Raw genomic sequence first — 26,176 nt, 5'->3', positions numbered from 1 at the left:
TACAGAAGCAGGCGCCTATCCCAAGCTAAATGGATGCCAGTTAGTTGGTAATCAAGTTTGGAAGCTCTTTTTTCAGCTCTGCGGCAGCATCCTTCATCGCTTGCTCCGCCGATTTCGTGTTGTAGAAGGCTGCTTCAAGATGCTGGCTGATGATCTCGTACATTTTGCTGGAGTAAGTGACCTTTGCGGCACCTTCCCCGTAGGATACCGCGTCAAATACCGCTTGGTTCATTTCCGGTTTGTCCTTGATGTAATCATCCTTCAGCGAGTTCAGGACAACCGGCGTGCCAAGCTCCTTGTAACGGTTCCAGGTCTCTTCCTTGGACATGACCGTTTGCATGAATTCAAATGCCAGATCCTTCTGCTTGCTTTGCGAGCTCATGAAGAGCAGGCGCATACCGGCGAAGGTTGCTTTTATTTTGCGCTCGATAGGACCCGACACGCCAATTTTGCCGGCAAGCTCCGGATGATCCTTCTGCGTGTTGACGTAGGCAGCCGGGCTGTCATAAGCGATTGCGGCTTTGCCGTTAGGGAACAGGTTCTCGTTGGATTTCGCCGAATCGTTCGGGATCGTTACGCCTTTTTTCACCAGGTCTACGATATACTGCGTCGCTTCAATCGATTCCGGAGAATCGAAGAGCGGCTCGTTTTTATCCGCATCGATGATTTTGCCGCCGTTCTGCAGGACAAACGACTGCCAGAAGGTCCAAGCGTTAGCCGTTGGAATGGCCAAACCCGCCATCACCGTTGTATTGCCGTCTTTCTTCGTCAGAAGCTCCGCATCCTTCGCAAGCTCTTCCCAGCTTGCCGGCGGCTTCTCGGGATCAAGTCCCGCCGCTTCGAACAGGTCTTTGCGCCATAACAGAACGCGAGGGTCCGGAATAAAGCCAAGTCCGTAAACCTTGCCTTTATACGTGCCGGTGTTCAGCACGCTTTCCATCATGTCGCTTTTGCCTTCCCACTTGTCCGTATAAGAATCAAGCGGTTCATATTGGCCAAGATTCGCCCGCTGGGCAACCGATGCCAGTGTGTAAGACAGCACATCAGGCGCGGTACCGCTGGCATAAGCGGCATTCAGCTTTGTCTCCATGTCGTTGCCAAACGGAACCTCGCTGTAGTTCACCTTCACGCCCGGATGGCTGGCTTCGAATTCCTGAATAACGCGCGTCCAATACGCTTTCTCCGGCGCGTCCGTGCCTGCCCGCCAGAATGTCAGCGTCTTGCTGCCGCCTGAAGAACCGTTGTCCTTAGGATTCAGTTGCTGAGTGGAGTTGCTGCCGCATGCGGTTAGCGCAACGCTGGCCAGCACCGTCACGCAAAGCGCCGTCATGATGCTTTTTCTTCTTTTCATATCTCCTATGACCTCCCTTTGTTGAATCTACTGTGAAGTATAAAGAATGGCGGAGCCCGCCAGTGACGCAAGATTCCGGTCTTTCAGCACAAAAGTACAGAAATAATGAGCAGCCTCGCTCCTCCGCCTTAAGGGACTAGCAAAATATTCGGATTCCATACTCCGCTGTTCGGATTTCACAAAAAAACACCGCGTTATCGCGATGTTTGTAGGATCGGTATTTATTTAGACGCTTCGCTGCCGCTCCATATATTCGGCCGGGGACAAGCCCGTATAGCTCTTAAATAGTTTGATGAAATAGCTCGTATTCGAATAACCGACAAGCGCCGCAGCATCGGCAACCTTCAGCGTCTGCCGTTTCAGAAGCTCCTTCGCTTTTTCCATTCGCACCTGCATCAGGTACTCGTTATAATTCATGCCCGTTTCTTTCTTGAACAATTCACTGATGTACGTCCGGCTAAGATGAACATGATCCGCGATATCCTGCAGCATCAAATCTTCGGCATAATGCAGCGTAATATATTCGCATGCCCGTTCCACCGCTTCGCCATATTGCGGACGCCGCGCGCTGATCCGATCCATGATCTGATGAAAAACGCTTCTCGCCCAGCCGGACAATTCGCGGAACGTTGCATACCACTGAACCTCCACGTGGGCGTCAATATAGAGCGTCTCCAGCTGCTCCGTCGGAACGCCTACCGTTCGGCCGCGGTTAACCGCAATGTAAATCAACTCCAGCACCAGCGACCTTGCTTGCTTGGCTGACAGCTGTCTCCCCGTTTCCATCTCGTCCATAATCTTCTCGAGGAACAAGCCGGCTCTAGCCGTCAGTCCGTTATCCAGATAGCCTTGAAGCGTTGACGTCCAGCCGGACCCGATGTTGCTGTAAGCCGCGCTGCCTGCACCGCCGTTTTCTTCATACCAGGCAATGCCGGGATCGCCGTAAAATAAATGGCGGTCCGCAGCCGCAAGCGCTTCGGACAGCTGCTCCGGCAAATAAGACAGCCTGCTGTACATATGGCTGATTCCGATCACGGCATTGGCTCCGACAAACCGCTGCAAATGCTCGCTTGCCCGGCTTGCCAGCACAAGCAGCGATTCGCGCTGCGACTTCAATCCCGTATGAACCGAATTGCAGAGCATGATATACAGATTCGGCTTGTAGAGGAAGGAGCAGCCGTTTCCCAGCTCATGATGCAGCGTCTCGTCCAGAATGTTAATGACCGCGTTTTGCAGCAGCCCTTCCTCCCGGATCCGCAGCGGTTCCGAGCCCCGTACGATTCCCACAACAAGCAAGGCAAGATGCTTCTCGGACAACCCGATATGCAGACGCTCCATTCTCTCCGCGAATCCATTCGCCGCCTCCCGTCCACCCTCCAAGAGTTCGCGGAAATAGGCATTGCGAAGCGTAACCTGACTTTCGTTCAAGCTGTATCTAAGAGCGTTTATTTCGCTGGCCGCCCGTTGATCCAAGTCAATATCCTTCTTGATTTTCTGCAAAATCTGTTCCAGCCCGGACAGCGTAATTTCCGCCTTCAAAATGTATTCGCTTGCCCCAAACTTCAGCGCTTCCGCCGCGAATTGAAACTCGCTGTAAGAGCTGAAGACCACCGACCGAATATGCGGCATTTCTTCTTTCAGCGCTTTGATCAGGTCAATCCCGTTCATTCCGGGCATCTTGATATCCGTAACGACAAGATCAACCGGATTGGTCCGGCAAAAGGTTAAAGCATCCTCGCCGTTCGAAGCTTCGCCCGCTATCCGGTAATCGCCGCCCGTCCGCTCCACCGTCATCTGGAACCATTCCCGGATCATCGGTTCATCATCCACAATGAGAATATTCATTTTGTCCGCACCTCCTCCCATTTGTGTATAGCGGGTATCCGGACGAGGACCGTCGTTCCCGCCCCGGCTTGCGATTGCACGCTGATTCCGTAATTCTCGCCAAAATTCAGCTGAAGCCGTTCGTGAACGTTCCGGTAGCCTCCGCGGTGAACCAATTTTTCGTCTTGCTCTCCCGCTGCCTTGGATTCCATGTCCCCAAGATCCATCCCAACCCCGTTATCCTCGATCTCAAAACAAATATCGGTTCGTTCCATATACCCTCTCACGATAAGCTGCCGTTGTCCTTCTCCCTTGCGTTCCAGGCCATGGAATATCGCATTTTCGATCAACGGCTGCAAAATAAGCTTGATGGTCTTGTATTCGTAAAGCTCCTCTTCGAGCTCGTACCGGACCTCCATCCGGTCCCCTTGCCTAATTTGCTGAATGTATAAATAATTCCGGACCATCTCCAGCTCCTCCCCGATCGGGATAAGCTCGTCCTGCTTCGAAATGGATTGCTTGAGCAGCTTCACTAGCGCCACGATAACCGAATCAATCGTCTCCGGCTTGTGCTTCACGAGCATAAACCGGATCGAGGCCAGCGTATTGTACAGGAAATGCGGGTTGATCTGCGATTGCAGCGCCTGGAGCTCCGCATGTCTTTTGCGCTCCTGCTCCAGCCGGATATTTTCCAGCAGCTCTTGAATCCGTTCGAGCATGCGGTTGAACTTTCTCGTCAAATGCCCGATTTCATCCTCCGAGTTAACGGGAAGACGGACCGACAAATCGCCAAGCTCCACCCGTCCAAAATGGTTATACAATCTTTTGATCGGAACGGCAAGGCGCCTCGCCATGAAATAAGAGGATGCGTACGCAAGCAGCACAACTCCCGCAAAAACCAGAATAACGATCGTCTGGAGCTGGTTGATGCTGGACAATACCGTCGCCGTAGGCGTGTATGAAATCAGCTTCCAATTCGTCTTGCCGATCGTCTGGAACGAGATGAGCTGCTCCTTTCCGCCTTCCTCCGCCCTGAAATAACCGGAATCGTAATCCCGGATTTTATAATAATACGGCCGGCTGGCCAGCGACTCGCGAATCTGGTCTTTATGGCCGGAGGAGATGATTCTTCCGTTTGCGTCCACGATCTCGATCTCCTGCGCTTTATCGAGCGCGCTGCTGTATAAGTCGTTAAGCGAGCTTTCGTCGACGCTGACCGCCACGATCCCCGTAGGCGAACCGCTCTCAAATCGTTTGCTGATCCGTACGCCATAGAATGCGGCTCCCCGGTCTACTCCCGTCAGCTCCGGCATCGGCTCGGTTACCCAAATAATCTGGCCTTGGCCGTAGACGGCGGCGCGGTACCACTCCTTGTCCGAATACGAACTGACCGGCTGAGACAACGTCTCCTCCATGCCGCTGCCCGGAAATTCAAAGCCGTTAAGCCCTCTCAGCAGCACTTGAAAGCTGATCCGGTTAAACGAATAAATGGAATTGGATAACATCTGATCGAAGGAAGCCCGCTGCATCGCATATTCGTAGCTGCTTGGATCAAAGGCTTGCGTAAACGCGTGGTTCACTTCGGTACTGAGGAAGAACTGGTTCGACACCGCGATAATGTCATCCAGCATCCGGTCGGTTTTATCCGCAATCTGCCCCAGCATCTTCAGGTTCGACTGGCTTACCTGGGAGGTGATGGAGTCCTTGGAGATTTGCAGCGAGATCGTCCCGAACAGTCCCAGCGGTATAATAATCAGCACCAGCGAAGCGATCAGAAACTTATTCTGCACGCTGCTTTTCCGTATAAACCAGTTCCATACCATGCGAAGCTCCCCCGTCGTTTTGCGTAAGTCGATTTAAATAACCAATACTATAACATAAAAAGAGTTGGTTGTTGCGGGTAACTGGTTGGACGCTGGAGGATGCGGTTACTTCGCTGTGACTGGCACTACGCAAGTGAATGCTCTTTCGACCGCTGTTGTTTTCAAAGTTTCCGATTATAATTTGGTTTAAGGTTAAACTTTGAAAACAAAGGCGGATGCTCCGCTTCTCAAAAGCATTCACTTGCTCCGTGCCTCCCCGCTCCGTCCAGCTTTCTGCGCCCTTACGGGCGTTACGCCGCAAAGAATCCTGCTCTTTTTAAAAGAGGGGGCAGAAAGATAAAGACCGCCTCTTCATATGAGAGACGGTCTTATATTTATTTAGTTATTTAGTTATTTTGTTCCGCCGCTGACGGATTGGTACCACTCGTTTACTTCCTGGGTGATTTTATCGCCGCCGGAGGATTTCCACTTCTCCACGAACTTGTCGAAGGAATCAACCGGAGCTTTGCCGTAGATGATTTGCGAGAAGGTGTCCTTCTCCATCTTGCCCAGAATATCGTTGCTTGTCTGCATCGTCTTGGTCGGAGCGCCCGTAAACATTTGAGGCAGAACCGAATCTTTCTGCTCCTGTACGATTTTAGCCGCTTCCAGCATTGGCTGCGGTGTGCTCATCTTCAGCTTCTTCTCGAATGGCGTTGTCGCTTCTTCGCCGTTCGCGAGCTTCGAGAGCACTTGCATGTTCAGGCTTGGAATACGAGCGCCGTCAAACGTCAGCGTATATTTCTCGGGTGCGTAACCGCCCGTGCTTGCCGCATCGGTTTTCACCTGGCCGTCTACCATAACCCAGTCATAACCTTCGGCAAGACCGTTCTCGAACTCCCCGCCAACCTGAGGGTTAGCGAATTGCTCGAACAGGTAATTCTGGTAAGCGAAGAACGCTTCCGGATGCTCCATTTCGGCATTAATCAGGACTACGCCGTTCGAGTTCGATGTACCGTGACGTCCCACTTGACCGTCTGGTCCCGCTGGCAGCGGATAAGCTTTGTACTGCGCGTCTTTATTGTTCTTCTTCACGTCTTCCAGCGGCCATGCCGGCATCCAGTGAGGACCAACGACGATCCCCGCTTTGCCTGCCGTGAAGTCTTCCGCCGCTTTGGTCTCGTCGTACAAGCCCGCTTCGGTCGGCAGGTAGCCTTTGCTCATCCAGCTTTGCAGCGTGGCGAGCGCCTTCTTGGAGCCTTCGGTTACGGAGCCGTATTCGAGCTTGCCGTCCGCGGTTTTGTTCCATTGGTTAGGCATTGTGCCGTAAGCGCCAAAGATCCAGCCCGCGTCCGACATCCATGTATTAATCCAGTTCTTGAATCCGATTGCAAGACCGTAAGTATCCTTCTTGCCGTTGCCGTCGGGATCCTGGTTCGTGAAGGCATCCATCACCTTTTCGAGATCGTCCAAGGTTTTTGGAGCCGATAGTCCAAGCTTCTGCATCCAATCCTCGCGGATCCACATAACAGGATCGCCGTTGTAAGCGTAATCGAGAATCGGAATGCCAATGCGCTTGCCGTCTTCCATGTACGGATACCATACGGTTGGATCCTCGTTCATCGCATCCTTCCATACCTGGCCCGCGTATTTGTCGAACAGCTCGCCTGCATCAACGAAGCGGCCGGAATCAATCAGCTCTCTTACCAGCGTAAAGTCGCCGCGGTACGAAATAATATCCGGCATTTTTTCGTTTGTTGCCAGGGACAAGCGAAGCTTCGTTTCAAAAGCATTGTTCGTGGAAGGAGCAATCCATTGGTTTTTGAGCTGAATGCCGAATTTATCAAGCGCCCACTTCGTGTGAACGTTATTGTCCTGATCCTCGCCAGATTTGAATTTGACATCCGGACCCCATGGGCGCAAATACGTAATCGTAATCGGAGGATCGAATTTGACGTCTTTCGCTTCCGAGCCTGCATTCGCATTCTCCGCAGAAGCCGTGTTGCTTGGCTCTTTGCTCGCATTGGCATTGTCCGGTGCATTGTTATTGTTGCCGCATGCGCTCGTAATCGCCGTAAGGGAGATCACTCCCGCTAGTACCATGGTAGGCAGCAACTTTCTCTTTTGTTCCTTCAACTGCATTTCCCCCAGTGCAATGTATTAGCTTACAGGACTTATATTAAGGAGTTGGACTACCCCGTTCTATACTAAGATTGCAACATCGATTGCACTTCTTTAGGATGTTGGAAATTGAATATGCATCCTTAAAATTTTACTGTAACGGGCTGCTCTCTACCAGATGGGAATTGTAAAACGGTACAGGAAAAATCCCTGTACCGCTACTCAGCTTTAGTTGCTCGTATATTTCATCCAATCGTACTCGGCATAAAGCGGATTAGCGCCGTTGTAGGCTCCGAGCCAGCTGTCGACTCCCTTGCCGTTCCAGATGTTCATCATGATTTTGCCCGGATTGCTTGGGATATTGGAGGTTGCCGTATGCTTCAGTACGCCATCCACATACCATTTGATTGATCCGGCTTGCCAGTTAAACGCGTAAGTGTGGAAGCCTTGCGACGCATCAAAGCCAAGATCAACGATTTTCTCATGGCCGCCTACGCCATTAGTGTAATAGTTAAACTGAACCTTGGTGGTATCTTTACCGAGGAACTCGATATCGATCTCATCCCAAGGCGTACCGTCAGACGGACCGGTATAAGTGAAGAAGGAAGATACGATGCCCGTATTTTTCGCCGGCTTCATGCTGACCTCGTACAGACCGTAACCGTATTTGTTGACGGAACGGTACTCGGCGCAGTCAAACACGTTGTAGGCAGAGCTGGTCAAGCCCAGCTTCAAATGCCCGTCGCTCGTAAAGCTTGCGTTGTTCGCCCGCCAGGTACAGTTGAACATGCCGCCATTCGAGTAGCCGTCCGCCTTCTGCCAGGTAGCGGGATTATAATACGTAAGAGGCTCCCAAAATTCCGTAGCCCCGTAAGAGCTTGAGACAAACAACATCGATACAATCGCCGTACCGGCCATGAGAAGGGATGCTTTCTTTTTCATAGAACACCTCCGGATTTTATCATGCCTTGGAATTGCCTGCCGCCTTCGCTTATCCCCTCCCCCAGCACCAAGCCTTCGATCTATAAAATGGCGTTAAATCGGCCCCAGATTGACCAAGCTAACGTCCGAGATCGTAATCGTCGCGTTACCGGCGTTGCCGCCCGCGATATTGCCCATATCGAAGGAGATGCGGGACGTATTATACCCCTGATCGGTCACGTCAAAAGTGAACGTAAAGGTCTGCTCCTCTTCCGTCAAATCCACCTGCTGGCCGTAATACCCATGCCAGGCATACCCCGCCGGCACATCTACCCAGCCGATGCCAAGACCCAGTTTTCTTGCCGCGCTTGCTTTCGCTTTGAAGCTAAACGTATACTTGTAGCCCTGCTGAATAGAGAAGCCTTCCTGGATCACCTGACGGTCCCAAGGGTTATCGCCGACCGCGCCAATCGCTGCCTCCAGCCTTCCGTTGTTAGCCGCGACCGCAAGCTCGCCCGGTGCCGTCGAGTAAGAGAACCATCCTGCCAGGCCGTTTGCGAAATTGCCGTTCTGCAGCAGATTAACGTTCGTCGGCTGGCCGCCGCTCTCCGCGGAAGCATTAACCTCGTACAGCAGCACGTTATCGATCGTTACCGAATGCTCGCCTAGAGCGCCCGCCGGATTACCGAGTCCGAACACCAGAACGGACGAAGGATCGGAATCGCCGGCCATTGCAAAAGAGTACGCATAATGCTTGCGGTCTGTAGATAGCTGGGCAGTGTTCTCCAAATATTTGGCGAAATCGCCGCTGCTCTGCGAGACAACAACCTGTACGGCCTTCTCGCCGGAGGCGGAAGCATCGAACTCCAGCCTGTAAGTCTTGCCCTTCTCGACATTGAATCCGCCTTGCTGAAGCGTATCGTCCCACCAGTTCGCGCTTGTGCCCGGGAGCGCCGCAACCAGGCTTCCCTCATCCGAGCGGCTCATGGCCGCCGAACTGCCGGCGATCAGATTCCAGCCGTTAAGATCCGTATCGAATCCGCCGTTCTGAACAAGGTTAGGCGACAGGTCTACCCAAAGCGTGTTATAGTCGTAGCCTTGGAATTCCACATAATAGTCATGTCCGGCTGCCAGCGCAGCAGGATTCATATAGATGGTTTGATACGTCTGCCAGCCGCCGGTATTGCCGAGTTCATAGTCTGACTGCGAGACAACGGCACCGTTCTCGTCCTTGATTCGCAGACGGACTTGCGACTGCTCCTTACCGCTTGCCACTCTGGCCGAGAATTGATATTCACCGGAACGAGTTACGCCGAGTTTATACTTGAGCGTATCTCCTTCATCCATGTACGCGACGTTTTTGCCGCCCTCGCTTGCATTTTCGAGCTGCAGCCCCTGCATCTCCCATGCGTTTGCCGCTGGAATATGAGTATAGCCTGCTACCGTAATCGGCTCTCCGCGCTTCACCATCCGGACGTTGTCGACATAGACCGTACCGCTCTCGCCGCCGAACAGCAGCTTCAACTCGGCTTCCGCCGTATCCGAGCCGTCCCCCAATACCGCTTCCAGCGAGTAGGTTTGCAGCGTGGTGCCAAGCGATATGGTATTGCCTCCTGGGTACGAAGCGGAATGATCGCCTGCCAGTTCAACCTTCATACTCCGCGGCGCATCGGCTTTAGCCTCAAAAGTAATGCCGTATTCGCTATTCCCTGCAAGCGCCAGCTTCGGCTGGGAGACCGTTACGGCTTCCGCGTCCGCTCCTCCGTCTACAACATTAACGACTAACTGCCGCTCATAAATCGGGAATGCAAGAAAGTTATTGACGCCGACCGCAGCTTCCGCATCCGGAGCAACGGACTTGGTCCAAAAGGCCAGCCGGTCTTTTCCTTGGTCAAAAGTCCCGTTGTAAATCAGATTCCCGTCCGCCAGCGCGGCTCGTTCGCCCGGGATCTCCGGCTGGGGGGACGCATCGCCGATCTCAACCAGCTTCACGTTTGCGATATAGACGGCAGCCGCGTTTTTCCCAAGATTAAACTCGAATCTCGCATTGTTGTCCGTACTCTCCAGCATGTCGAACGTATATTCATAAGACTGCCATTCTGTCGTCAGATTGCCGTATTGCTCGCCGGAGTAATTCTTCCAGTTCTTCTCGAACTGATTCACCTTCGACATCATCGTGCGGGCCGCATCGGCCTTCGCCTCATACGTGACCTTATACTTCTTGCCCTTCTGCAAAAACACCGGTATTTGCGTCAACTGAACGGAGTAAATCTCCGTACCGGCGTTATCGATTGTGATTTTTGCCGCTTTTCCTTTGAAAGCATCGTCAACAACGGCAACTTGGCCTGAGCCGCCTGCGTTAAGAAGGAACTGCCAATCCTGCGGTACGCCATTTGCATCTTTTGACTGCGTAAACTTTTCGTTATACAACAGATTGCCGTCGGCCTGCGGATCGCGCTGAGGGGAAGGCTCCGGCGGATTGCCCGTTACATCCTTCCAGCTGTCCAGATTCTTGTATTCATACACCCTCACGAAGTCCACGTTCATCTGATCGGCCGTAAAATCGCCGTTTGGCGAACCTGGCCAATCACCGCCTACCGCCAGGTTCAGAATCAGATAGAACGGACGGTCAAACGGCGCGGGATAAGTATAATATTCCGGCTGCCCCTGTCCTTTGGTTTTCCAGTCGCTCACTTCTTGGTAGAGCTGGCCGTCCACATAGAAACGAATGACGCCAGGGAGCCATTCCAGCTGAAAATCGTGGTAATCGTCGGCAAAGCTCTTGCCCTCCGGCAGAACATAGCTGCCTTGTTCGGAGCCATGCGAGCCGTCAGGCTGAACGCTGTCGTAATGAAGGGTACCAAAGACGCGGTTCTTGTTCGCCCCGCCAATCAGCTCCATCAGATCAATCTCGCCGGAAGCCGGCCAGCCCCCGTAATGGGCTTCGTCGGTCGGCATCATCCAAATCGCCGGCCACATGCCCTGCTGAACGGGAAGCTTGGCGCGGACAACAACCTTGCCGTAGGTCCAGTCGCCTTTTTCTTTGGTGATAAGCTTGGCCGAGGTGTACTGGCTGCCTTTATGCTCTTCCTTCTTGGCTTTAAGGCTCAGGACGCTGCGGCCGCCATCCTGTTCAATGACCGCATTATCCGGCTTGTAGTACTCAAGCTCGTTATTGTAAACAACGCCGGTATCTTGAACCGTCCACTTGCTTGCGTCAATCGTTGATTGGTTGAATTCGTCATTCCATACAAGCTTCCACTCGTTATCCGCTATCGTCGTCGGCGGCACGGGCTTCTCCCCGGGAGCTGTCGGCGGGTTCGTTGCCGGAGGATTGGTCGTTCCCGCGGAACCCGAACCAAGGGTGGTTGTCGTGCCTGCCGGCACGGCTTTGTCATTCACCGTCACGCCGCCGGACTGGACCTGAAGGCTTCCTACGCGGCTGTCCGCCGACCATTCGAAGTCCGTTGGATGCTGGATAAGGACCTGATCCGCCGTCGTTCCGTTTGAGAAAACAACGCGGACCGGACCGCCTGGCTTGTTAATAAGCACATCCTTCAGCTTGGCGCCGTTAAAAACAACCGAATGGTTTCCGCCGCCTTTAATAACGGTCTTGCCTGTAACGGTTACACCCTTGAGCGTTACATCGCCATCTTTAATCCCTTCGGCAAGCAGCAGGTTTCCGTGCACCGCCGTACGATCGACGGTAACATCCGTGGAGCGAATGATGAGGTTGCCTTCCACTTGCGCAGCGTCGTACTTGCCCGGCTTCGCAACCAAATCCCCGATCATGCCGGACAAAAGCACGGCCGATTCGGCGCGCGTAATCGGCGACTTCGGCTGAAGCTTTCCGTTATAGCCTTTTATGTATTTTTCGCCCGTTAAATAAGCAAGCGCTTTCTTTGCATAGCCGGAAACCTCAGCCAAATCCTTGAACGGCTTCAATGACGCATCGGATTCCGAACCCGTCGAGAGCTCGAACGCCCGGTCAATCATGACCGCCGCATCTTCTCGCGTAATGCCGGCGTTTGGGGCGAAATGCTTCGCGTCCACGCCTTGAATAATGCCGGAACCGCTTGCTCTCGTTACCGCGTCGGAATACCAGGCATCCGGCGGTACATCCTGAAATCCGGCTTTTTCCTGTCCGGAGAATCCAAATATACGGTCCAGCATGGCAACAAATTCGGCACGGCTGATAGGCGAGCCAGGCTTAAACGCCCCATTTTCGTAACCGCTTACAACTCCAAACGAAGCCATGCGATTGACGGCGGATTCCGCCCAATGTCCTTTCAAATCCTGAAACGAGGATACAGCCGCCGTTTCCGAGGCTTGGATGGCTGTCCCGCCAACAAGCGGGCTAAGAGTGGCTGCCAGCAGACTGCAGGCCGTTAATTGCGATAATCTCTTCTTTAACATAGTTGCCTCCCTCAATAATTTATAGGATTGAGGCCGCATCAAGCGGCCCCTCTCTTGCATATCGCCTACTCCTTTACCGCGCCAATAACCATCCCTTTAACAAAGAACCGCTGCAGGAACGGATAAACGAGCAGAATCGGAAGCGCACCGATGAATATCTGCGCGGCCCGTACCGTACGCTGCGAAATGTTCTCCAGCTGCTTCGGATCGACGTTGATCTTGCTGAAATCCTGCTGGACGATAATCGTCTGGAGAAGCGATGCCAGCGGATAATCCTTGATATCCCGCATATAGATCATCCCGTCGAACCAGGAGTTCCATTGATAGACCATCGTGAACAGCGACAAAGTCGCGATCGACGGCATCGACAATGGAATAAACACGAGCACCAGCGTCTTCATCTGGCCCGCCCCGTCCAGATAAGCTGCTTCCTCCAGCTCCTTCGGCAGGCCGCGGAAAAAGTTCAGCATCAGAATGACGTTCCATACCGACACCGCGCCGGGCAGCACTAACGCCCAGATGGAATCCATCAGGCCTAGCTTCTGAACCAGAATATAGCTTGGAATCAAGCCTCCGCTGAACAGAATCGTAAAGACAAAAATCCAGATATACATCGTGCGGCCCCGGAAATGAAGATCCTCCTTCGACAGCGGATAAGCGGTCATCAGACAAAGAGCCATGCCGATTACCGTGGATAATACGGTTCTCATAACCGAAACGCCAAGCGAGTTCAGAAAATTGGAATTGCCGAACGTTTTCTCGTAGGCATCCGTCGTAAAGCCGATCGGCCAGAAGCCTACGAGATTCGAAGAAGCCGGCGCCATGCTGCTGAACGATACGGCCAGAATATGAATGATCGGCAGGATGCACAGAAGCGACAGAAGACCAAGAAACACATAGTTGCCGATGTTGAAAATTTTGTAGCCTAACGTTTTGTGGTACAAAAGTAGAACCTCCTTAGAAGACGCGATAATTCGCAAATTTATAGGCAAGTCGGTAAGATGTCGCGATGAGAATCGTCGCTACGACGGATTTGAACAGTCCGACCGTTGTGGCGAAGCTCATTTTCCCGTTTAATATCCCCAGCCTATAAACGAAGGTGTCGATAATATCTCCCTTCTCCATCACGAGAGGGTTGTACAGGTTAAAGACTTGGTCAAACCCGGCATTCAAAATATTGCCGATCGATAAGGTTCCCAGCACGATCGTAATCGGCATCAGAGCCGGCATCGTAATGTGAAGGGTCTGCTTCAGCCTTGACGCCCCATCCACCTCCGCAGCCTCGTAAAGCGCTGGATTGATTCCCGCCAGTGCCGCCAGAAAGACGATCGTTCCGAAGCCGAATTCCTTCCAGACATCGCTGATTATAAGCGTGAACCGGAACCAGTTGTTGTCCCCGAGGAAGAAGACCGGTTCAAACCCCAGCGCCGTTACGGCTTTGTTGACCAGTCCCCCGTCCGGAGCGAGAATATCGAGCAGAATGCCCCCAAGAATTACCCAGGACAGGAAATGAGGGAGATAGACAAGCGTCTGAGTAACCCGTTTGAAGGCCATCAGCCTGACCTCGTTGAGCAGAATGGCGAAAAGGAACGGAACGATAAGTCCGGCTGCCATTTTGAAAAAAGCGATGACAAGCGTATTCCAAATCACCTGACCGATATCCGGATACTTGAACAGAAACCGGAAGTTGTCGAGGCCGACCCATTCAGATCCGGTTAACCCTTTCCAAGGCTTGAAATCCTGAAACGCGATTACGATTCCGGCCATCGGAACGTACTGAAAAATTAGGACGAGAACTAACGCCGGCAGGAGCATCACGTGCAGGGGCCAGTTGCGTTTCATGTTCCAGCTTTTCCTTGAAACACGGCGTTTTTCTTGTTGTGCAGGTAGCTGTAAAGCTGTTTCTTTCACCGCGGTATCCTCCATGTTCAGACAAATTTGTGCTTTTCTAGGTCGTCCTGACCTTGTAATATAACGATTATAGCAACGGGGATTTGCGATCTATATCCTAATATTGCAACAACGATATTGATATTTTAACTATCTGAAGGGGGCATCATCTTGCTGCTGCGGTTCAATGTTTTTACGAAAATTTCGCTTCTCGTCCTGCTTCTGCTTATCCCAGTCTTATCCCTGTACACCTACTCCAACCGGGAAAGCGTGCGCGTTATCGAGAATGAAATCCAAAGCGGCACAACGAATCGCTTGTCTTCCTTCGCTGCGCAGGTCGAGTCGAATATTTACCAGCTATCCCTCTATGGCGTGTCGATCGGGCAGGACTCCAGCATTCAGGAATACCAGCGTCCGGACTTCCGGGAGCAGCCTTATGAACGGGTAAAGCTGAGCGTCGCCATACTGGAAAAAATGAATCTGTACAACGCCGCAAGCAAGTGGCATTCCACCATTACGTTGTTTTTCCCGCGCACGGGAGACGCCTTGTCCACGGACTATTACAATACGATCACGTATCGGGAGGATGCTTTTACGAGGCCGTTCCTCAAATCCTGGGAGTATACGGGCGACAGCTTTGTCTGGTATGCCACCGAACCAACGACGGCGATGTCCAATCCGCGCAGCGCGAGGCTCATTACGAAGATCAGCTTCCCGATCAATCATGTGACGGCCATGCTGGACGAAAACAAAGTGAACAACAGCGGCGACCCGTTCCTATTCAATCTGGAGCAGGGATCGATCCGCAACCATTCCGCCAACGCCGCGAAGATGGATCTTCTCTCGGAGAAGCTGAAATCATCCAAGCTCGGGGACCGGGGAGGCTTCCGCACGAAGCTGGACAATACCGAGTATTACGTCTCTTATATCAAGTCGGACAGCCTGAAATGGTATTATGTCGATTATGTTCCGATGCAGCAGATTTTGAGCCCGATTACGAACAGCCGGAATTTGTTCTATACGTCGATTGCCGTCCTGCTCGTCATGAGTATCGCGGTTATCTTTGTGATCTACCGGAGTGTACAAGTCCCTCTGCTCCAGCTTGTCCGGGGCACCAAGCGGCTGTCCTCCGGCGATTTCTCGGTCCGGCTGAGACATTCCGGCCATAACGAATTTAGCCTGTTGCTCGGAAGGTTCAACATTATGGCCCAGCGGATCCAGGAGCTGATCGAGAACGTTTACGAGGAGAAGCTGCGGAGGCGCGAAGCAACGCTGAAGCATTTGCAATCCCAGATCAATCCGCATTTTCTGTACAACTGCCTGTTCTATATCAAGAACATGGCGCGAATGAAAAACGAGAAAGCCGTTGTGGCCATGGCATTAAATCTGGGAGAGTATTTCCGCTATATTACGAGATCGGAAAACGACGCGGCCACGATTCGCGAGGAACTGAGCATGGTTACGAATTACCTCGAAATCCAGTCCCTCCGGCTTGAACGGATGCGGTTTGCGATTGAAGTGCCGGATGAGCTGATGAACAAGACGATTTCGCGGTTAACCTTGCAGCCGATCGTGGAAAATGCCATTGTCCACGGATTGGAGCCTCAGTCGGAGAACGGCGAGATCCGGATCCGCGGTTATGCGGAGGACGGGCTGTATCGGTTAGTCGTGGAGGACAGCGGGATTGGCATGACAGACGAGGAAATTCAGAAGCTGCAGCTCAACCTTACCAAGCCGCTTGACGACAATATGGGCTGCGGAACTTGGAATGTGCATCAAAGATTGATTTATCTGTTTGGAGAAGGAGCCGGCTTGTCTTATTCCCGCTCAGACTTGGGGGGAATAAGGACGACTATTACCTGGAGTGACAAAACAATAGAGTAGGTGAAGCAGCATGTTACAGCTCTTGCTTGTAGACGATGAACGGTCCGTTGTAGAGACCCTTGCTGAGACGATTCCTTGGGAAGAATGCGGCATTAGCGTTGTTCACGAAGCCTTATCAGGGCCGATAGCCCTGCAAATCATGGAAGACCATGCGATCGATATCGTGATTACCGATATCAAAATGCCGGGGATGTCCGGCATAGAGCTCATTACGGCGATTAATAGCAAGTGGCCGCATGTCCGGACTATTTTGCTTACCGGATATGCCGATTTCGATTATGCCAAACAAGCGATCGCTCAGAATACCTTCGACTATCTGCTCAAGCCGGTTAGCGACGAGGATCTGATCGATTCGGTTGAGCGCGTTGTGAAACAAATCAAGGAGAAATGGGAAGAGGTTGCCTCCTACCGGAAAACCTTGTACACCTTGAACGAGAATCTTCCTTTGCTGCGGGCTAATACGCTTAACGAGCTGCTGAGAGGCAGCAATCCGTCCGCGCTGGCGGACAAGCTGGCGCTTCTCGAGCTTCCTTTTGCGGAGGGAGATCAGGTGTGCATGATGCTGATCCGGATGGAGGAGCGTTTTGCCGAAATGCCGGGCCAGGATTCCGCACTGATGGAGTACGCGATCTGTAATATAACGAGTGAAATGATGCAAAATGATTATCATATCTGGCATGCCCGGGATGCTCATGATTATATCGTGATTATTGTAAAACCAAGGAATCCGGCTGTTGCGGGCACCGGAGCCAGGTCCTTGCTGGAGCGTTATGCCGCGCAGATTCAGACCAACGTGCAGAATTATCTCAAGGGGGCCATTTCGGTACTCGTAGGGGGTCAAGGGCAATTCCCGCAGCAGACGAAGGAGCTCTATGAGCATGCCGTTACCTCCATGCGCAGGAAGATGGGCCACGGCAAAGGGTTGTTTGTGACCACGCAGGAAACGATGGATTCAAACCCGGTGAATACGGTCTGGTCCTTATACGAGCCGCCTACCCTCATCAGTCTTCTGGATGCCGGCCGGTTCGACGATGTCGAAGCGAAGATCAGGCATATTTTTCGGGATATGCTGGAGAAGGCCAGCGAGCAGGATATGTCGGAACAGCTGATTGAGGCTTATTATGTGCTGGCCGGTGCTTTCTCGTATATCATTCACAAGAACGGCAAGCTGCTCTCCTCCGTTCTCTCGGCTGAGGCGCTCAAGTTCTTCCATGCTCCCGCCTACACCACGGCGGCGCAGCTAATGGAATGGTCGATTCGGATCCTTCAGGGTATCCGCGAGGATGCCGATCAGGAGCTGAAGCATAGTCACAGCACGATTGTGCGTACGGTCCGCTCGTTTATTGACGCCAATCTGGCAAAGGATGTGTCGCTGCCGGCTATTGCGGACCATGTCCATCTGCATCCCGTGTATCTCTCGAAAATCTATAAAGCGGAAACCGGCGAACCGCTGACGGAATACGTGTACCGGCTGCGGATGGAAAAGGCCGCGTTTTTGCTTCGCACAACCCCGTCCAAGGTGTTCGAGATCGCCGAGATTGTCGGCTATAACAACACCGCGTATTTCATCCGGGTGTTTAAGAAGTTTTTTGACGTGACACCCCAGGAGTATAGGGACGATGAGACGAGGTAGTTGCGGGTAACTGTTGGGCTTGCTTGTGGTGCTACTGCGCTGGGGCTGGCACTGCGCAAGGGCTGGCACTGCGCAAGGGCTGGCACTGCGCAAGTGAATGCTCTTTCGATCGCTGTTGTTTCCGGATTCTTTGAACAATCGGACAAGTAGTCCGAGTCCGGAAACAAAGGCGAGCGCTCCGCTTCTCAAAAGCATTCACTTGCTCCGTGCCCGCCTGCTCCGTGCGTCGTTACACCACAAAAACCTCGCTTCATCGTTTGGGGATGAAGCAGAAAGATAGACCCTCGCAGGGGTCTTTTTTCTGCTCGGGTTTTGTGTTAGCTACTTGCTCTTTCTCGTGGCTTGGAACTCGCCACCCTCTTCGGCCTGCCATGCCGCTTGAGCGGCTATAGCAGGCTTTTTGCCTACTGCGGCCGTTCCAGCAACTAAGGCGTGGACCTAACGCAAAAAAGACCCTTTTGGGGTCTTTTTTCGTTGTTGGCGCGGGTGCTATGACCCGCTTTCGTCTTCGGCTTTTGGCTTGAACCGTCCGATAATGTCCAGCACGTACTTGATGATCAGGGATAAGCCGCCTATGAAGAAAAGGGTAATCAGCGTCCATTCCGTCGGGTCCAGGTTAACTATCGATAAAAGGAAATAGAGAGGATATACGTAGAATAGGATGTCCTTTAGATACGGCAGAAATGATGTCTTGAAGCTTCCCTGCCAGAACGACTTGGAAAAGGCAATTACGAAGTCGATAATCATAAATCCGAATACGCCCCAAAACGTATACTTGATCCAGTCGATAAGTGTAAATGTCACTCCATCATCACCACCTTGCAACACCATATGCGATGAAAGGTGACATGTTGATAAAATGTGCCCAAAACTTTTCGACTGGTTTGTGTGAAATTTGACAATTTTAGAACAAAACGCTTACAAAGAAAAATTACGATTCGTTAGCGGCGAAACGCTTGAGCAGACTGATGGAATTGAAGTGAATCCCTTCATGGTACAAGGTATAGCTGAGAAATTCGCCAATCGTATGGAGAGTAAGTCCCGTCCCCGTGGTGAACGGAACGGCCACTTGCTCGTCTATTCTATCATGCAATTTTTCCGCAATCCGAATCGGTTGTCCGGCAAGAAGTTCCAGCAAATCCGCAAGCTTAGGCAGCTGACCTTCCTCCTGCCAATCGCCCGGCTTGGTGCCCTTCGCAAACCAGCGCTCAAAGCCGTCCGGAAGGTGTACAGACTCACCCGCGAAATGGAAAGCAAACCGTTCCTGAACCACGTAAATGTGTCCCAGGTTCCACCTAATATTGTTGTTGAAGCCGTCCGGCACACGATCCAGCATAGCTTCCGACAGACCGCGAACCGTATTTAACGTTACTTGCCTAACAAAGCCGAGTTGGTGAAGCAAGCCTTTACTCATCGAGATCCCTCTTTTCTTCCATAATCAAGAAAGTCTAACCCTCTATCCAGAACCGGCGGATCACGTTCCCGTTCTCTTCCGTGAAGCTCGTATCTTCAACTCCGCCGTTGTTCAGAATGGTCCTTGCCGATGCAACGTTACTCTCGTCGCAGCAGACCAAAACCTGCTGGATGCCAAGCTCTCTCGTCTTTCCGAGCGATAGGGCAAGCAGCTTCGTCGCATAACCTTGCCTTCTTGCGGAAGGGCGGATTCCGTATCCGATATGCCCTCCCCTGTCCATCAGCCACGGCGATAAGGCATGCCTGATGTTAACCGCGCCAACTATGCGATTTTCCGCAGCCAGCCAATAGGTGGAGTCCGCCACCCAGCCCTCTTGAAGACCAATCCCGTTCGAATGATCCTCCAGCCACTGCAGCATAGCCTCAAAGTCGGACGGATCCCGCTCTACCACCCAAGGAACGATGTCCTCGCCGCTGTCGATCCATTCCCGGTAAAAATCCAGGTAAGGCTCCTTCCACTCCAGACCTGGCCGAACCAAATAAACGTCTGCCATCTTACTTCTTCCCTTTCTGCCTGTTCTCCGCCGCCCGGTATTCGGTGATCCGCTTGATGAGATCATACGGAATCGGCTTGTTCAAAGGGAATTGTACGGAACCTTTGGCTCCTTTATAGCCGGACAACTCCTCCTGAAATGCGCTGATGCCTGCCGCTGTGGGGTAAAATCCGATATGCTTTTTGAACGCTGCATAATAGACCAGGTTCCCGTTTAACTCGAAAGCCGGCATCTGGTAGCTAATCTTTTCCTTCGCCTCAGGCGCAGCTTCCCGTATCACTTCCCGAATCTTCTGAAGAATCGTCTGCAGCTCGGCAGGAAAGTTGGCAATATATTCATCGATTGTTTTGTACTCGGCGTTGTTTGTTTCCATATCAGCCTCCCTGATCCTTACACATCATAATTAACGACATAAGGATGCATATCCGTATTATAAAAGCCAACGCTGTACTCAATCAAATCGTCATCGGCGCCATACGCAAACCTGGAACGCTTCAGTACGATAGCTTGTCCCACAGCTATCCCGAGCGCTTCCTGAACCGCGCCAGGGGCTGGCGATACGGCAAACTCATCCCGGTAATGCTCGGGCACAAAGCCCTGCTCCTCCAGCCAGTCGTATAGCGATTGGATCCGCAGAACGTCCGCGCTGCCGTGCAGCTTCGCCGGCAAATAATGCGTGTAATGAATATAGGGCTTCCCGTTCAGCAGATACAACCGGTCGATCTTCAAAGCCTGCGGCCCGAACAGACGATACGGCTCCGTTCCTTCTTCGTTATCCGAAAGCCCCGCGCTAAGCAGCTGCTTGCCGATCTGATGTCCCTCTTCGACCAGAACCTCCGTGAACCGCTTCAGCTTAGACAGCTTGGAGGAGGAGGTATTGCGAATAACTCTCGTGCCTTTGCCGCTGCTCGTCTCCAGGTACCCTTCCTGCACCAGCGCCTTGATCGCATTGCGCACCGTTATTTTGCTGACCTGGAACTCCTGCTCCAGCAGCGGCTCGGGTGGAATATTCGCATCCACCGGGTACACCCCGTGCAAAATCCGGTCTTTTATAATATTCATCACTTGTATATATAAAGGGCTGTTGTTTCGTACCAGCTTCATTGCCTTTCTACCTACCTTTCCACATCGGCCGCCTTCTCTGCCATCGCCCGTAAAATATCCCGTTCGGACGACATTGGCGTATCTCCGGCCGTTGTATGCGCCAATAGGGCTGCGGCCGCCGCGAAGCTTACCGTCTTCTCAGGCGCGAACCCTTGCAAGACCCCGTGAAGGATCCCGCTCGTATAAGCATCGCCGGCTCCAATCCGATCATACACCAAAAACGACCGCTCCTGCGAAAAAGAAAAGGTCTGCTCTTTGAAAAGAAAACCTCGCAGCGAATGCGTATTATCGGCATTAACGGTACGGTGCGTACCTGCGATAACGGAAATGCCATAGCGGTCCGCCACAGCAGGAATCAGCTCGACGAGCTGTCCCTCGCGCTCCGCTGCCTCCGCCTGCATCCCCAAAATATGGATCGCATCGCGCTCATTCATCATGACCGCATCCGCCAGCTGCAGCATCCGCTCGTAATGAGGCTTCGCCGCGTCGTAGCCGCCATCGCCCCATAAAGAAGGGCGGTAGTTACAATCAAACACGACCTTTCCGCCCCGCTGCTTCACCGCTTCGGTCAGCTTACGCATATGAAGCCGGACACCGTCATTCATTGCCAGCGCAATACCGCACAGATGAAGAACGTCCAGTTCGGCGGCAACCCGATCATAATCGTAAGCATCCGAAGGAGCCGTGTTAAAGCTGCTTTCCTGCCGGTTCGTGTAAGTGACGCGGCTAGGACGGGAGCCGAAGCCATTTTCGAGAAAATACATGCCGATATATCGTCCGCCGCGCTCTATAAGCTCCGTTGCCACTCCAAGCCTGCGCAAGCTTCCGATTGCCGCTTCCCCCAGCGGATTATCCGGCAGCCGCGTGATGAGGGACGCCGAATAACCAAACCGCGAGAGTGCCGACATCACGTTAACGCCCGTTCCCGAGAACGAATAAGACAAGCTGTCCGCCTGCGTGAGCAGCTGGAAGCCCGGCGTCTGCAGCCGCATCATCACTTCGCCAAAAGCCGCGATCCGCTTAGCCGCCATAGCGGTCGACCAGCTTTTTCATCGTGATCAGCAGCTCTTGCACATCCTCCACTCTAGTTGCCCCTGTTGCTTTGTCCATAATCGAGGAATACACATGCGGAATAACCTGCGGCACGCCCGCTTCCAGCGTTATTCGCAGAATAGCCTCGAAGTTCTCTTTATCAATGCCGCCTGTCGGTTCAAGCGCAAAGCCTTCCTCGGCACATGCCTTGGCAACCGCACGAAGCTCATCTTCGCAGGCCAGCCCGTTCATCGGAAAATATTTCAGCGCATTGCCGCCCATATCGCGGACAAGCGCAATCGCCGCCTTCGCCGGCACGATAGCCTTCTCCTGCGCCGCCGCGCTGGCCGGTCCCGTTGACAGATTGACGTAACCAACCTGATCGGTTGGGGACACCAAGCTGTTAATCCAGCTGTCTTTCTCTCCGAGATTAGCGCGCGTCGCTCCTACGGAAGGGAACACCTGGTTAATATGCGTACCTCCGTATTGCTTAGCAATCTCCGCAACAACGGCCGCCTGCCGGTTATCTCCAGATCCAAGTCCAATCGAAACGGCATCGTCGATCGCAAGACCGTACTCCCGCATCGCCTCAACCGCCGCCTCCGCTGTCGGGTAGTTTTTGGACAAAACGCCAACAAGCACGTACCCTTCCGCCGCCTCGAATACATCCTTCGCATTACCGATGCTGCCCGCAAGCACATTAAGCGCGGCGCGTCCTTTGTACAATCGTTTCGTCATATTAGACATGGTCGCGGCCTCCTGCCAATTCTCGTATACGTGCTTCGATGACATCCATATCGTCGCCCGTTAACGGACGGGGATCGATATCGAAATAGCCCTGTTTTACGCCGTAATCCCGGGTATAAATCGCAATGTTGCCTTCTCGCAGCCCATCGTTGACGCCCTTCGCCGTTGTACCGGACAGGGCTGGATCGATTTGAATTCGCGCACGGAATATCGGTCGTCCCGCTTCATCCTGCACAATCGTTACCTTTATTCCGGGAAGCTCGGAAAGCGGAAGGAGCTTGTTCAATGCTGCCTTCTCCCGCTCGCTGTTATCCGGCTTATCGCGGTATTCGTCCAGTGCCTGAAGCAGGCCAAAGGATGTTTCCTTGCCGACCTTCATGCTTCGTCCGATGCCGTGAAGCTGCATTTTCACCCACTCGATATAGGTCCGCTTGCCGCCTACAATGCCGGAGGTTGGCCCTTCTATAGCCTTCGAGCCGCTGTAAATGGCAAGGTCGGAAAATTGGACGTATTTCCTTAAATCCTCTTCCGCCGCCGCGTCCACGATCATCGGCACGCCCCGGCGCTGCGCCACTTCCCAGGCTTCCTCGACACTGATCATGTTCTTCTGCACGGCATGATGGGACTTCACATACAGGATGGCTGCCGTGCGTTCATTAATAGCCTCTTCTATATGCTCGGCTTTTCCTTCGTTCGCATAGCCAGCCTCGACCAGCCTGCCGCCGCCCAAGAAAACCATCGTTTCAACCGGCACTCCATATTGCACGTTATGGCCTTTGAGAATAATAATTTCGTTCTGCTGGATTGGCTCTTGATGAAGCTTTTCCGTCAATCGCCTGCTGCCCTTCGTCACGATTCCCGCAACCGACAAGGCAATGCCGCTTGAAGCGGAGTTTACGATGACAGCCGCCTCGGAGCCGATGATCCCCGCAATATAATCGCCAGCTTTGTCGACTAAATCCGCAATTTCCACATAGCTTTGTCCGCCACGCTTCATCGCCTCCATTACCGAATCGGTTGGCGCGGAGACGCCTAGAATACTCATCCGGCCGCTGGCGTTAATAACTCTTTTCAAACCGTATCTAGCATGCAAAGTACTGTCCATTCGTATATACTCCCCTCGCCTGAATCGTTTGCCCTGCCGTTCTTTTCTCGCCTTCGGAATCCAGAAGCTCCGACGGGCTGTCCGCCACCTCGAATAAAGTCAGGTTCGCGGGCTCGCCCACCTTCATGCGTCCAAGCTCCGGTCTGCCCAGCCACTCCGCAGGACGGACCGTCACCGCCGCGATAATCTCTTCCAACGAATAACCGAGCAGCAGAAACTTCGTCACCACCTGAGACAGGCTATGCACCGGGCCGTTCAGCCGATTGCCCCGGTAAATATCCGTGCTGATCGTATCGAAGGATATTCCCGAACGCTTTGCCATCTCCGCCACTTCGAACGAAAAGCTTGCCGTCCCATGCCCGACATCCAGCCGGACCCCTCTGTCCAGCGCTTCTTTAAGTACCGGCAACGGCTCCCCATTATGATTAAACAATCGATTATCCGGCTTGCCGTTCAAATAATGGGTAACTACATCACGCTCCCGAAGCAAAGGAAGGATCTCCTCCACCCCGGGCGGTCTTGAGCCGATATGGACCATAAGCGGCAGCCCGCTTTCCTCGGCCAAGACTCTCGCCAGCCGCAAGGGCTCAAGCCCACTTTTGCCAACAACGCTCCCGCTCATCCTCGCCTTTAATCCCACGATAAACGACGGATGACGAGCTATAGCTTGTAACGCCTCTTCCCGATTAATCCAATGAAGCTCCGAGAGCTCATCGATCCGCTGCAGTCCAAGCCGGGATACGTTCAACAACGCCAGTACCCTCGTCTTTGCCTTCGCCCGGCTTGCTGCAAGCTCATCAATCCGGTCCGCGCCGCAGCTTCCCGCGTCAACAATCGTGGTCACGCCTTGCCTCACGCCAATCTCATCGATCTCATCGCCATACGGCGCAAGCCCGGCAACCGCATGTACATGCAAATCAATCCACCCGCTGGAGGCGTACATTCCGGTACAATCCATTACATTGCCGCCCGTTGCCGTGCATGCATCCGCCAGCTTCGCAATCCGGCCATCCGCATCCATCACAATGTCGATCCTCTCTAAACGATCCAACAGCTTTACGTTCCGCCATATCAATTCCATTCCGCCACCTTTTTCTGCAACAGACATGTATATAACGTTATAATGTTAGATTACATTGATTAGAGGAAGCGGTCAACAAACATTATAATGTTTGGCTGACGCTTAGTATAAAAAAAGAGCCCGCAAGTTAATGAGAAATCCCTTCCACTAACTTGCTAGCTCTCTTCTTCCGGATTACAACGACTCCGATGCCTGCTTCAACAGATTGGCAAGCAAATCGTAATCAGCCGCTTGCCCTGCTTTGAATTTGATTGTTTTTCGTTCCGGCGGGCCTTCGAATTGCCCTTCAGGGAAATCGACTTCCCCTGCGTTAAAAATAACAAAGCTTACGGCATCCTTCGCTGTCGAGATAACCGCGGCGTATTTGCCATTTTTCAAAAAATGGGGCCTCTTGTACTGGATCCGTTCCTCCACGCCCGGCAAGGTCTCATGAACCATGTCGCGAAGGCCGTTAGCGAGTTCAACCTGCCATGTCTGTACCAGCGCTTCGATAAACGACGTAACCTCTGCCTGCTTCATACAATCCTCTCCCTTATGCAATGATTCTATCAACAACTATACCATTTTGCCCAAATTATAGGAAATACGCAGATTGAATATAAATTCATATTATTGCATAATTATATAAAAAGTTTAAAGGAGGCTGCCAGCTTGCCGTTCCTCTGCAACTCCACGTCATTGACCGACTATCTCGCCGATTCCGATATTGCGGATTATCATCATCCCGCTGTGCAGTCACTTGGGGCAGAGCTGCGTCAGCAGGCGCCCGACGAGACCGCGTTTATCCGGCTTGCTTTCGAATACGTCCGGGATCAAATCTCCCATTCCTGGGATATCCAAAGCTCCCGCATCACTTGCAGCGCTTCCGATGTCCTCGCCCATAAAGAAGGCATCTGTTACGCGAAGTCGAACCTGCTATGCGCCATTCTGCGCAGTCAGGGGATACCCGCGGGATATTGCTATCAGCGCCTGACGCTTGGGGATACGCCTGATACCGGTTATGTCATCCATGCTCTGAACGCCGTCTATCTGCCTGCTGCGGAGCGGTGGATCAGATTAGATGCGCGCGGTAACAAGCCGGGGATCGATGCTCAATTCTCTTTAGACCAAGAACGGCTGGCCTTTCCAATCCGGAAGGAATATGACGAGGTCGATTATCCGATCATTTATTCCGAGCCTCATCCAAGCACCATCCAGGTTTTGCGTCAGCATAACGATTGCAAAGTCATGTATCTGCACGGTCTCCCGGCTGAGCTATAACGCTTGGGATAAAAAAGAACCCCTTCACCGTATGCGTG

Annotated in this window: 22 protein-coding genes; 3 read left to right on the top strand and 19 right to left on the bottom strand. The window is 52.7% G+C overall.

The genetic code is table 11. From position 1 onward, the window contains the following. Positions 1–40 precede the first annotated feature (40 nt). From WFJ73_RS29445 to WFJ73_RS29405, 9 genes are all read right to left on the bottom strand, one after another. Positions 41–1,351 carry an ABC transporter substrate-binding protein gene (locus WFJ73_RS29445; RefSeq protein WP_336776461.1) on the bottom strand — a complete coding sequence of 437 codons (1,311 nt, stop codon included), beginning with the start codon at positions 1,349–1,351 and terminating at the stop codon, positions 41–43. Between the two features lie 225 nt (positions 1,352–1,576). Then, a complete protein-coding gene (locus WFJ73_RS29440) occupies positions 1,577–3,196 on the bottom strand; it encodes a response regulator transcription factor (RefSeq protein ID WP_336776460.1) in 1,620 nt (539 codons plus the stop codon). Continuing rightward, a complete protein-coding gene (locus tag WFJ73_RS29435) occupies positions 3,193–4,998 on the bottom strand; it encodes a cache domain-containing sensor histidine kinase (protein WP_336776459.1) in 1,806 nt (601 codons plus the stop codon). Before WFJ73_RS29435 ends, WFJ73_RS29440 begins: the two co-directional genes overlap by 4 nt. After that, on the bottom strand, positions 4,955–5,239 hold the full coding sequence (locus WFJ73_RS29430) for a hypothetical protein (protein ID WP_336776458.1): 285 nt from the start codon (positions 5,237–5,239) through the stop codon (positions 4,955–4,957). The genes WFJ73_RS29435 and WFJ73_RS29430 overlap by 44 nt, the downstream gene beginning before the upstream one ends. Positions 5,240–5,388: 149 nt before the next feature. Continuing rightward, a complete protein-coding gene (locus WFJ73_RS29425; RefSeq protein ID WP_336776457.1) occupies positions 5,389–7,119 on the bottom strand; it encodes an extracellular solute-binding protein in 1,731 nt (576 codons plus the stop codon). Between the two features lie 207 nt (positions 7,120–7,326). Beyond that, entirely contained in the window at positions 7,327–8,040 is a 714-nt protein-coding gene (bglS, locus tag WFJ73_RS29420; protein WP_442956002.1) for a beta-glucanase, read from the bottom strand. Positions 8,041–8,133: 93 nt separating this feature from the next. Beyond that, a complete protein-coding gene (locus tag WFJ73_RS29415) occupies positions 8,134–12,435 on the bottom strand; it encodes a carbohydrate binding domain-containing protein (RefSeq protein WP_336776456.1) in 4,302 nt (1,433 codons plus the stop codon). Between the two features lie 65 nt (positions 12,436–12,500). Beyond that, on the bottom strand, positions 12,501–13,379 hold the full coding sequence (locus tag WFJ73_RS29410; protein WP_336776455.1) for a carbohydrate ABC transporter permease: 879 nt from the start codon (positions 13,377–13,379) through the stop codon (positions 12,501–12,503). A 13-nt stretch (positions 13,380–13,392) separates the two neighbouring features. Continuing rightward, a complete protein-coding gene (locus WFJ73_RS29405) occupies positions 13,393–14,277 on the bottom strand; it encodes an ABC transporter permease (protein WP_336776454.1) in 885 nt (294 codons plus the stop codon). Between the two features lie 219 nt (positions 14,278–14,496). Here WFJ73_RS29405 and WFJ73_RS29400 point away from each other — a divergent pair, with 219 nt between their 5' ends. Beyond that, positions 14,497–16,209: a sensor histidine kinase gene (locus tag WFJ73_RS29400; RefSeq protein WP_336776453.1), complete on the top strand. Its 1,713-nt coding sequence runs from the start codon at positions 14,497–14,499 to the stop codon at positions 16,207–16,209. 10 nt (positions 16,210–16,219) lie between these two features. Then, a complete protein-coding gene (locus tag WFJ73_RS29395; RefSeq protein ID WP_336776452.1) occupies positions 16,220–17,842 on the top strand; it encodes a response regulator in 1,623 nt (540 codons plus the stop codon). 489 nt (positions 17,843–18,331) lie between these two features. On the opposite strand, the gene WFJ73_RS29390 is transcribed toward WFJ73_RS29395, so the two are convergent. The 10 genes from WFJ73_RS29390 to WFJ73_RS29345 all read right to left on the bottom strand — a co-directional run bounded on the left by WFJ73_RS29390 (position 18,332) and on the right by WFJ73_RS29345 (position 25,397). Further along, positions 18,332–18,646: a hypothetical protein gene (locus tag WFJ73_RS29390; RefSeq protein ID WP_336776451.1), complete on the bottom strand. Its 315-nt coding sequence runs from the start codon at positions 18,644–18,646 to the stop codon at positions 18,332–18,334. 127 nt (positions 18,647–18,773) lie between these two features. Then, entirely contained in the window at positions 18,774–19,256 is a 483-nt protein-coding gene (locus WFJ73_RS29385; protein WP_336776450.1) for a DinB family protein, read from the bottom strand. Between the two features lie 34 nt (positions 19,257–19,290). Then, a complete protein-coding gene (locus WFJ73_RS29380) occupies positions 19,291–19,809 on the bottom strand; it encodes a GNAT family N-acetyltransferase (RefSeq protein WP_336776449.1) in 519 nt (172 codons plus the stop codon). A 1-nt stretch (position 19,810) separates the two neighbouring features. Continuing rightward, complete coding sequence (locus WFJ73_RS29375) at positions 19,811–20,182, bottom strand: iron chaperone (protein WP_336776448.1); 372 nt, start codon at positions 20,180–20,182, stop codon at positions 19,811–19,813. Positions 20,183–20,199: 17 nt separating this feature from the next. Further along, the gene (locus WFJ73_RS29370; RefSeq protein ID WP_336776447.1) at positions 20,200–20,913 is read right to left on the bottom strand and encodes a GntR family transcriptional regulator; all 714 of its coding nucleotides are present in this window, start codon (positions 20,911–20,913) and stop codon (positions 20,200–20,202) included. An 11-nt stretch (positions 20,914–20,924) separates the two neighbouring features. Then, entirely contained in the window at positions 20,925–21,944 is a 1,020-nt protein-coding gene (locus WFJ73_RS29365; RefSeq protein ID WP_336776446.1) for a sugar kinase, read from the bottom strand. Then, the gene (gene dagF / locus WFJ73_RS29360; RefSeq protein WP_336776445.1) at positions 21,934–22,692 is read right to left on the bottom strand and encodes a 2-dehydro-3-deoxy-phosphogluconate aldolase; all 759 of its coding nucleotides are present in this window, start codon (positions 22,690–22,692) and stop codon (positions 21,934–21,936) included. Before dagF ends, WFJ73_RS29365 begins: the two co-directional genes overlap by 11 nt. Continuing rightward, on the bottom strand, positions 22,685–23,797 hold the full coding sequence (locus tag WFJ73_RS29355; RefSeq protein ID WP_336776444.1) for a DgaE family pyridoxal phosphate-dependent ammonia lyase: 1,113 nt from the start codon (positions 23,795–23,797) through the stop codon (positions 22,685–22,687). The genes dagF and WFJ73_RS29355 overlap by 8 nt, the downstream gene beginning before the upstream one ends. After that, a complete protein-coding gene (locus WFJ73_RS29350; RefSeq protein ID WP_336776443.1) occupies positions 23,775–24,878 on the bottom strand; it encodes an amidohydrolase/deacetylase family metallohydrolase in 1,104 nt (367 codons plus the stop codon). Before WFJ73_RS29350 ends, WFJ73_RS29355 begins: the two co-directional genes overlap by 23 nt. 174 nt (positions 24,879–25,052) lie before the next feature. After that, on the bottom strand, positions 25,053–25,397 hold the full coding sequence (locus tag WFJ73_RS29345; protein WP_336776442.1) for a DUF1801 domain-containing protein: 345 nt from the start codon (positions 25,395–25,397) through the stop codon (positions 25,053–25,055). A gap of 132 nt (positions 25,398–25,529) precedes the next feature. Between WFJ73_RS29345 and WFJ73_RS29340 the strand changes: the two genes are divergently transcribed. Next, a complete protein-coding gene (locus WFJ73_RS29340; RefSeq protein ID WP_336776441.1) occupies positions 25,530–26,138 on the top strand; it encodes a transglutaminase-like domain-containing protein in 609 nt (202 codons plus the stop codon). The last annotated feature ends 38 nt before the right edge of the window (positions 26,139–26,176 follow it).

It is taken from the genome of Paenibacillus sp. MMO-58, assembly GCF_037146255.1.
Classification (GTDB): Bacteria; Bacillota; Bacilli; order Paenibacillales; family Paenibacillaceae; genus Pristimantibacillus.
Note: the sequence above shows the minus strand (reverse complement) of the source record. Positions and strands in the feature narration are given on the sequence as shown.

Coding starts and splice junctions, on each gene's coding strand:
- WFJ73_RS29445 (WP_336776461.1), bottom strand. CDS start 1,351: ATGAAAAGAAGAAAAAGCATCATGACGGCGCTTTGCGTGACGGTGCTG.
- WFJ73_RS29440 (WP_336776460.1), bottom strand. CDS start 3,196: ATGAATATTCTCATTGTGGATGATGAACCGATGATCCGGGAATGGTTC.
- WFJ73_RS29435 (WP_336776459.1), bottom strand. CDS start 4,998: ATGGTATGGAACTGGTTTATACGGAAAAGCAGCGTGCAGAATAAGTTT.
- WFJ73_RS29425 (WP_336776457.1), bottom strand. CDS start 7,119: ATGCAGTTGAAGGAACAAAAGAGAAAGTTGCTGCCTACCATGGTACTA.
- bglS (WP_442956002.1), bottom strand. CDS start 8,040: ATGAAAAAGAAAGCATCCCTTCTCATGGCCGGTACGGCGATTGTATCG.
- WFJ73_RS29415 (WP_336776456.1), bottom strand. CDS start 12,435: ATGTTAAAGAAGAGATTATCGCAATTAACGGCCTGCAGTCTGCTGGCA.
- WFJ73_RS29405 (WP_336776454.1), bottom strand. CDS start 14,277: ATGAAACGCAACTGGCCCCTGCACGTGATGCTCCTGCCGGCGTTAGTT.
- WFJ73_RS29395 (WP_336776452.1), top strand. CDS start 16,220: ATGTTACAGCTCTTGCTTGTAGACGATGAACGGTCCGTTGTAGAGACC.
- WFJ73_RS29385 (WP_336776450.1), bottom strand. CDS start 19,256: ATGAGTAAAGGCTTGCTTCACCAACTCGGCTTTGTTAGGCAAGTAACG.
- WFJ73_RS29380 (WP_336776449.1), bottom strand. CDS start 19,809: ATGGCAGACGTTTATTTGGTTCGGCCAGGTCTGGAGTGGAAGGAGCCT.
- WFJ73_RS29375 (WP_336776448.1), bottom strand. CDS start 20,182: ATGGAAACAAACAACGCCGAGTACAAAACAATCGATGAATATATTGCC.
- WFJ73_RS29370 (WP_336776447.1), bottom strand. CDS start 20,913: ATGAAGCTGGTACGAAACAACAGCCCTTTATATATACAAGTGATGAAT.
- WFJ73_RS29365 (WP_336776446.1), bottom strand. CDS start 21,944: ATGGCGGCTAAGCGGATCGCGGCTTTTGGCGAAGTGATGATGCGGCTG.
- dagF (WP_336776445.1), bottom strand. CDS start 22,692: ATGTCTAATATGACGAAACGATTGTACAAAGGACGCGCCGCGCTTAAT.
- WFJ73_RS29355 (WP_336776444.1), bottom strand. CDS start 23,797: ATGGACAGTACTTTGCATGCTAGATACGGTTTGAAAAGAGTTATTAAC.
- WFJ73_RS29350 (WP_336776443.1), bottom strand. CDS start 24,878: ATGGAATTGATATGGCGGAACGTAAAGCTGTTGGATCGTTTAGAGAGG.
- WFJ73_RS29345 (WP_336776442.1), bottom strand. CDS start 25,397: ATGAAGCAGGCAGAGGTTACGTCGTTTATCGAAGCGCTGGTACAGACA.